Below are 6,388 nucleotides of genomic sequence, written 5' to 3'. Positions count from 1 at the left end.
TTGCTCTGAATAAACTATAAACTCAACATTGTCCGCTTCCAATGACGCTTTTGTGGCCAATAGTGTATTTTCAGAATTCACCCGTTTGTTAAAGATTCCCGCGCCTACATGGACTCGTTTGAGAGCATTGGGGTTGCGTTTTTTCAACTCATTTCTCAGCGTATGCAGCCCGCCGGTGTGGTCCCAATGGTTGTGGCTGAGAAAGACGTCCTCTACATCGGAGAGATCAATACCCATTTCAATGGCATTTTGCAAAACGGTCTCCGGCCTGGCCCCGGTATCAAAAAGTATTTTCCTGCCATCCACTTCAACTAATGCCGAGTATCCCCATTCCCCTACACCTTTTCCGTTGACCAGCATGGTAGACAGGGTGGTTACCTTTAAGGTCAAAACCGGTTTTCTTTCCTGCTGGCTCATCAGGAATGGGCCGTTCAGGAGAATTGCGAGTAAGAGTATTATAGGCCTTTTTAGTATCATATGACGTTTAGTTTTAAATGCTAACAACCTATACGAGCTGTAGAATTTCATTAAGGAATTTTCATTGAAGTTCCCCGGGGTAAAAGGATTTCCAATAAATGTAAGGATTTTCAATAAGGGATTGGTCAATGGGGGCCAAGGGGAATAAGAAAGCGACTTTAGTCGGTCAACGCTTCAACGGCTTCCCAGATAAGATCTTTTGGAAATTCTCCGAAATAGCTGAGGTATTCTCCTTTTTCTGAAATCACCACAAAGCTGTAGCAGGGATAATGCCTTTTAAAAAACATGTTTTCAATGATCCGTCTGTGATCTTTGTGCCAGGACTTGTACCCATCATTCCGACCGTAAAGGCCCGTACTATCCTTGTAGAGGTACACAAAATTGGAGGCAGCCTTATTATTCGTTCTTTTTTCCAAAATCTCATACCAGCGTCTGGTGGATTTTCGGGTCGCCATACCACTGGAATTACAGCGATCCTTGCCTGGATAATAGATGATTATAAGAGGTTTGTGCGGGTCTATTTCCTGTTTTGTTGCCAGGAAAAGTACGGAGTCCAGAGCTAACCTATCTTCAATAGTACCCCTGTTTACACGATGCACAAGAATCATATGATTTATGGAATCACCTTCTAGGTCCAGAAGCCCATGATCCCATTTTTTTTGATCAAAAACCTCTTGTGAAATGGGTTGGTTATTCTCATCGAAATAGCGCATTTCGGAATTACGAGGGTAAGAGGTTTCGTTTTGCGCAAAAGTGACGTGAGCAAACCCCATTAAGGCAATGACCATTAAATTGAAAAGGAATCTCTTCATAGTCTCGGTCATGATACTGTGAAAGTATTATTCCGTTTTAAAGTCGGGGCTTTTTATTTCTCCAAAGCATTCCGGATTTGGATTAGCACCAGGGTTGTTAAAAAAATCATTTGCCGCTTGCATGGCACATGTATTGCCCCAATTAGTGGTAGGGGTATGCTTCCAACCCTGAAAAATCATATGATAACTGTTGGGCAGGTTGGCCATCATTGAAGCTGCCCATTTTACGGGTGTTTCATTGTCGTATTCCCCATTTATCAGCAGTACGGGCACATTGCTTTTAACAGCTTCGTTTTCGCGGTCTGACACTTTTCTAACACCCCATATTTTACAGACTTCATCTTCGAAAACAGCAGGTGACAAACCCTCGACTTGGGGATATTTTGAGGTTTCTGCCTGTATGATTTTCTGCGAATTGAAGGGGTATTCCTCAGCGCACCAGACCGAAAGACGCATACCCAGGCCTGCGCCGCTACCCGGTTCCTGAAATACATTCGAGAGTTGTTCTTTTACCGAAGCCAAATCCCCATTGAGCAGTTTATTGATTTCGAAGGGTACATTCACAACATCCCCTGTGGAAGCGGCGGTAAAAACCGTTATTAAATCGGCTCCTGTCAAATGGACTTTTTCTGCTTTCCCATTCGCAGGATTGTCAATACGGACTTCCAGGGGGGATTTGGTCTTATTTATCAGGTACTCGTGAAACCGGTTTTTGATATTGGGATACGCCCGATTACAATCCATGTCCGCCTCACAATCCCCAAGCAATTTGTCCACAGATTCCAAAAGGTTTTCCACGCTTTCTTCATCATAATTTACCTGCAGGGGAAGGGGCGAATCCATAACTACACTTCGTATGCGATCCGGGTAATCCCGGAGTAATACCTGGGCGATTTTTGTACTGTAGGAGATCGTAAGGAGGTTGTACTGCTCAATCCCTAAAACGCCCACCAGGTCATTGATATCCGCAGCAATTTCATTGGTATTGTATGCATTGAGGTCAATTCCTTTTTTGATCAATCTGTCCCTGCAACCCTTTGCGGCTTCTGCCAGAAGTGCGTCAGTATCGTCTGAATCAAAACCAGGAAGGTTAGCGGTGTGTAGTGCCTTAGCCCATTCCGGGCAATCTAAATGGGGTTTAGCATAAAAGTTTCCTCTCTGCTCCACTAATATAAAATCCCTGTCGTCTAAATATTTATAGTAATTCATGTACTGTGCGGAAGGCATGGTAGTAGAACCTGGCCCCCCAACGGTATAAATGATCGGATCCGGCTTCGGGTTGGGGTTCCTGCTCTTGAATATATAAACAGGGATTTCAATGGTTTGGCTACCCTTGTCATTACGGTTTTCAAGGACTTCCAAATAACCAAAAGTAAATTTCTGTCCCTTGGGAATTTTATGAGTGGTCTTTTTGGATACTTTAAAAACCGGCTCAAACGCTTGATTAGCCTGAGAAAAACATAAGGAGGACAGGGATAATAAAACGATTAAACATTGTAACTTATTCATTCTTCCTTTTCGTGATTTTTACTCCTTTGGGAATTTACGGATTCCAACCCACAGTAACCCCCTGTAGTCGGTTATAGCCCTTCATACAATTATCAATTCGTTATTTCCCGGTCCAATAATTCCAGGATCTCCTGTTCCTGTTTAAGCCTCTTTGCGTTTTCACTCCAATTATCAATGCTTAAGGCAATCAAGATTCCAATGACCACCAGGACAATTTCGCCTAAAGCGTATTTGATGTACTTTCCGGTATTGTTTTTCTCCATAAGGCCGAATCTGATGCGTCGGAAGAATTTGATCATGGGTTAAGGGTTGATAATATCGGGATTTTTGCCAATCATTTTTGACGTTTGTAATGGGTCTGGGTAATTTGGTTCAAATACGTTCTTGTACCTGTCATTTCAAATTTCAATTCGTTGGGAAGCTCCGAGAATAAGGGAGAACCGCCACCCAATAAAACAGGAATGGTACTTATGATGAGTTCATCAATGAGGTCCTCCTTCAGAAAATTTTGAATGGTAGTTCCCCCATCTATATAAAGCTTGTGGAAGCCTTTGTCGTGGATATGGCCTAATATTTCAGTCAAAGTCCCCTGGACCAAAAACGCTTTTCCCTGATAGCTATTGGGTATTTCTTTTAGGGTATTGCTGAGCACAAATACGGGTTTCTGGTAGGGCCAGTCCATATCAAAGCTGCAAACCGTTTCAAATGTTTTTCGCCCCAAGACCAGGGCATCAATGGTACTGGTGAAATCTACATACCCCATATCTACATTATCCGGATTGGGTATGGACTGCAGCCAGTCAAGTCCTCCGTTTTTATCGGCGATATAACCATCCAAACTCATAGCAATAAAAACACTATTCTTTTTTTCCATTGGGCTTTGGTTTGACATTGCAGTTGCCAGGTCTTGGTTTATATTCTGGCGAATGAAGGTGCTAAACCTTCCGGAGCGGATTTAGGAACTCTAATTTAGGGAAGTTTCAGCATGCCGCACATGGATTAGCTTTTTAAAAAAAGAAAAAACGGTTAATCTGAGAGGCTATCTAAAAGCTTCTGGATTTCTTCTATATAGATCTCATTGATAAACTCTTTGTAGGGATCATCTCTTTTGAAAGCGATGTTCTTTTTAGCAAGGTTCAGGGAGTTTATAGCATTTGCCGTATCCCCCAGTTTAAGGAAAGTTTTACCCAGACCAAAGTGAGCTTCCGGGGTTTTCTCATACTGCGCCAGCGCGTTTTCAAATGACGATTTGGCGTTTTCAAATTCAGACATTCGATAGTGACAAAGTCCTTGATAGACATATGACTGAATATCTGCCCATTCAACACCCTGAGTTGATATACTTCGATTAAAACTCTCAAGGGCTTTGGCATAGGCCTCATTTCCATAATGACTTTCACCCCGCATAAAGTCAATATCTTCGCCCCATGGTGCGTCTACCACATTGGGTGTCAGACCATCTAATCGGTCGAAATCCGCGAGAGCTCCATCGTAATCACGCAAGAAACGAAGTTTCATATATCCTCTATATCCCAGATGTTTTTTGGGTTCTAAGTTTACCGCTTCGTTTAAATAAGCAAAACCGGTTTGGTAATCACCCCGCTTGTTAAAAGCTACCGAACGTTCAAAAAAAGGATCGGAGTACTCCGGGTGCTGCCAATTTAAAACCTCAAACATAGACTGAGATAATCCGGCACCTTGGATATTCCCTGCTATTTGAAACCTTTGCTCTTTGGGCGCAAAAAATAGCAGATAAATAATTATAAGCGAATAGACTGTGAAGACTATAGCCAATACGATTTTCATAATTTTTAAGAATACTTTCATTTAGAAAATATCGAGGACTTCACCCTTTTTTAACTTGAAACTAATTTGGAAGTAGCTGTCCTGAGGTTCCTCCCCCGCAAGACCGGGGAGCCAATGGTTAAGCTCGGAAATAGCACCATACAGATGAGTGAAATCGGTATCGGATATGTCCATTTCCTCTAAGTCGGGGCTGATCATTTTAGAATGGTACCAACCCGTTTTACCCTGGCAATTAACCACAAATCGAACGGTGAGTAAGCCAGATTTATTAAGGCCGCTCATGGGAAAAACACCTGACAGTTCCCTTTTGATCGCCCTTTTTCCACCGATATAATCCGTATTGATCTGATAGTATTGATAAATGAAATCTTGATTACAGGGTTCAGAATTTCCAGGATCCGCACTGGTTATATAGGCGATGTCGCCAACCTGTTTTTCCAGTTGCGTGTTTAGCCAGATCGTCAGGGTTAAGGCTATAAGAAAACTAATTCCAAGCCAAATATTAAGTTTGCGTTTCAAATTGTGTTCAGGATTTTAGTTTTTTAGAGCAATCCTTATGGCAGGTAAAAGATACACCAAATCATTCCCAGATTAAACCCTGCGTGTCCAAAAATGGCACCGAGTAAAGAGCCGGAGCGTTGTTTCATTTTGAAAAAGAACAGGCTCACAAGGAACATCCCCATTACCCACAGAAGGGCTGGAATGGGGTAAAATCTCCAACTGCCGCTTACAAATACCAGCCCAAAATGGGCGATATGGGTGAGGGAAAAAGCCAGGCTGTCGACAAGGGAGGCTTTTTTCTGACCGATGGATTTGGCAAAACTCCCCTGAACAATACCCCGGAAAAACAATTCCTCACCAATGGGACTGAAAATCATTCCTGTGCCTGCCATTATCGCAAACAATACCAATTTGTCATTGGCGGATATGACCTCCGGTATGTTGTATGACTTTCCAATATACTGATACCAGTTTTGAGAAGAACTGTCGTAAAGCTCATACCCGATGAGGTATAATAAGAAACTAATGGTAACTCCAAGGATAAACGATAGGAGCAATGTTCTTAACCTCCGGGTGGGTCTAATTCCAATGGCGCGCCTTCCGTACCGGCTTAAAAAAACAAAGGGGACCAGTGCGGATACCAACATGACAGCTCCTATCGGGCCATAATTGCCGGTTTGATTCGCCTGTAGAACCAAAATAAACCGTGGGATACAGACGATTCCAATCAGGAAAAGCCCAAACTTCCAGTCGAATAGGAAGTATTTGTTCCAAAAGGGTTTTAGTTCCTTTTCAGTCATTCTAATTTAACTATGATCCGAAAGTGTTTTTAGTCTAACTCAATCTCCGGATTCAGGAACTCAAATACTTGCCCTCCAATGGTTACTGTAATGGTGTCATTGCGGACTTTTTCAAGGACATCGTATTCGTGCTCTAATTCCAATCATTAATAATAGGTGTAGCGATCCCTAAAACGTCAGCACATTAGCCCATTTTAAAAGATATAGAATCAAGACCGTACCTGCTATGCTGATAAAGATGAGACTTTGCCAGAAATAGAGCTTATTACCCCATAGGGTTAACCACTTTTTACCATAGGCTTCACTGACATAACCTTTCATACTCATATAAAAAATAATACCCAGTATTGAGAAAATTACGATCGCCAGAACGATTAGCCCTACTTTTTCCATATATCGATTTGTTTATTTTGTCCCTCTTTTAGCAGCGTTATTGATCTTTTAATTCAGAATCAATATGCTCAATAATCTCCAATCCTTCAT

9 protein-coding genes are annotated in these 6,388 nt (G+C 42.1%); all 9 read right to left on the bottom strand.

From position 1 onward, the window contains the following. A partial coding sequence (locus WBV75_RS01240) for an MBL fold metallo-hydrolase (RefSeq protein ID WP_424118846.1) occupies window positions 1–477 on the bottom strand: 477 nt, incomplete at its 3' end. Window positions 478–635: 158 nt separating this feature from the next. Further along, a complete protein-coding gene (locus WBV75_RS01235; protein ID WP_424118845.1) occupies window positions 636–1,289 on the bottom strand; it encodes a hypothetical protein in 654 nt (217 codons plus the stop codon). A gap of 27 nt (window positions 1,290–1,316) precedes the next feature. Further along, a complete protein-coding gene (locus tag WBV75_RS01230; RefSeq protein WP_424118844.1) occupies window positions 1,317–2,651 on the bottom strand; it encodes an alpha/beta fold hydrolase in 1,335 nt (444 codons plus the stop codon). 239 nt (window positions 2,652–2,890) lie between these two features. Next, window positions 2,891–3,097, bottom strand: a complete 207-nt coding sequence (locus tag WBV75_RS01225; protein ID WP_424118843.1) for a DUF6090 family protein — start codon at window positions 3,095–3,097, stop codon at window positions 2,891–2,893. Between the two features lie 35 nt (window positions 3,098–3,132). Continuing rightward, entirely contained in the window at window positions 3,133–3,672 is a 540-nt protein-coding gene (locus WBV75_RS01220; protein ID WP_424118842.1) for a dihydrofolate reductase family protein, read from the bottom strand. Window positions 3,673–3,824: 152 nt separating this feature from the next. Continuing rightward, window positions 3,825–4,625, bottom strand: a complete 801-nt coding sequence (locus WBV75_RS01215) for a tetratricopeptide repeat protein (RefSeq protein WP_424118841.1) — start codon at window positions 4,623–4,625, stop codon at window positions 3,825–3,827. Further along, window positions 4,626–5,123 (bottom strand): hypothetical protein, encoded by a 498-nt coding sequence (locus tag WBV75_RS01210; RefSeq protein WP_424118840.1) that lies wholly within the window; start codon window positions 5,121–5,123, stop codon window positions 4,626–4,628. 35 nt (window positions 5,124–5,158) lie between these two features. After that, window positions 5,159–5,905 carry a lysostaphin resistance A-like protein gene (locus WBV75_RS01205; RefSeq protein ID WP_424118839.1) on the bottom strand — a complete coding sequence of 249 codons (747 nt, stop codon included), beginning with the start codon at window positions 5,903–5,905 and terminating at the stop codon, window positions 5,159–5,161. A gap of 168 nt (window positions 5,906–6,073) precedes the next feature. Next, entirely contained in the window at window positions 6,074–6,298 is a 225-nt protein-coding gene (locus WBV75_RS01200) for a hypothetical protein (RefSeq protein ID WP_424118838.1), read from the bottom strand. Between the last annotated feature and the right edge of the window lie 90 nt (window positions 6,299–6,388).

Source organism: Robiginitalea sp., from assembly GCF_049588695.1.
Lineage (GTDB): Bacteria > Bacteroidota > Bacteroidia > Flavobacteriales > Flavobacteriaceae > Robiginitalea.
Note: the sequence above shows the minus strand (reverse complement) of the source record. Positions and strands in the feature narration are given on the sequence as shown.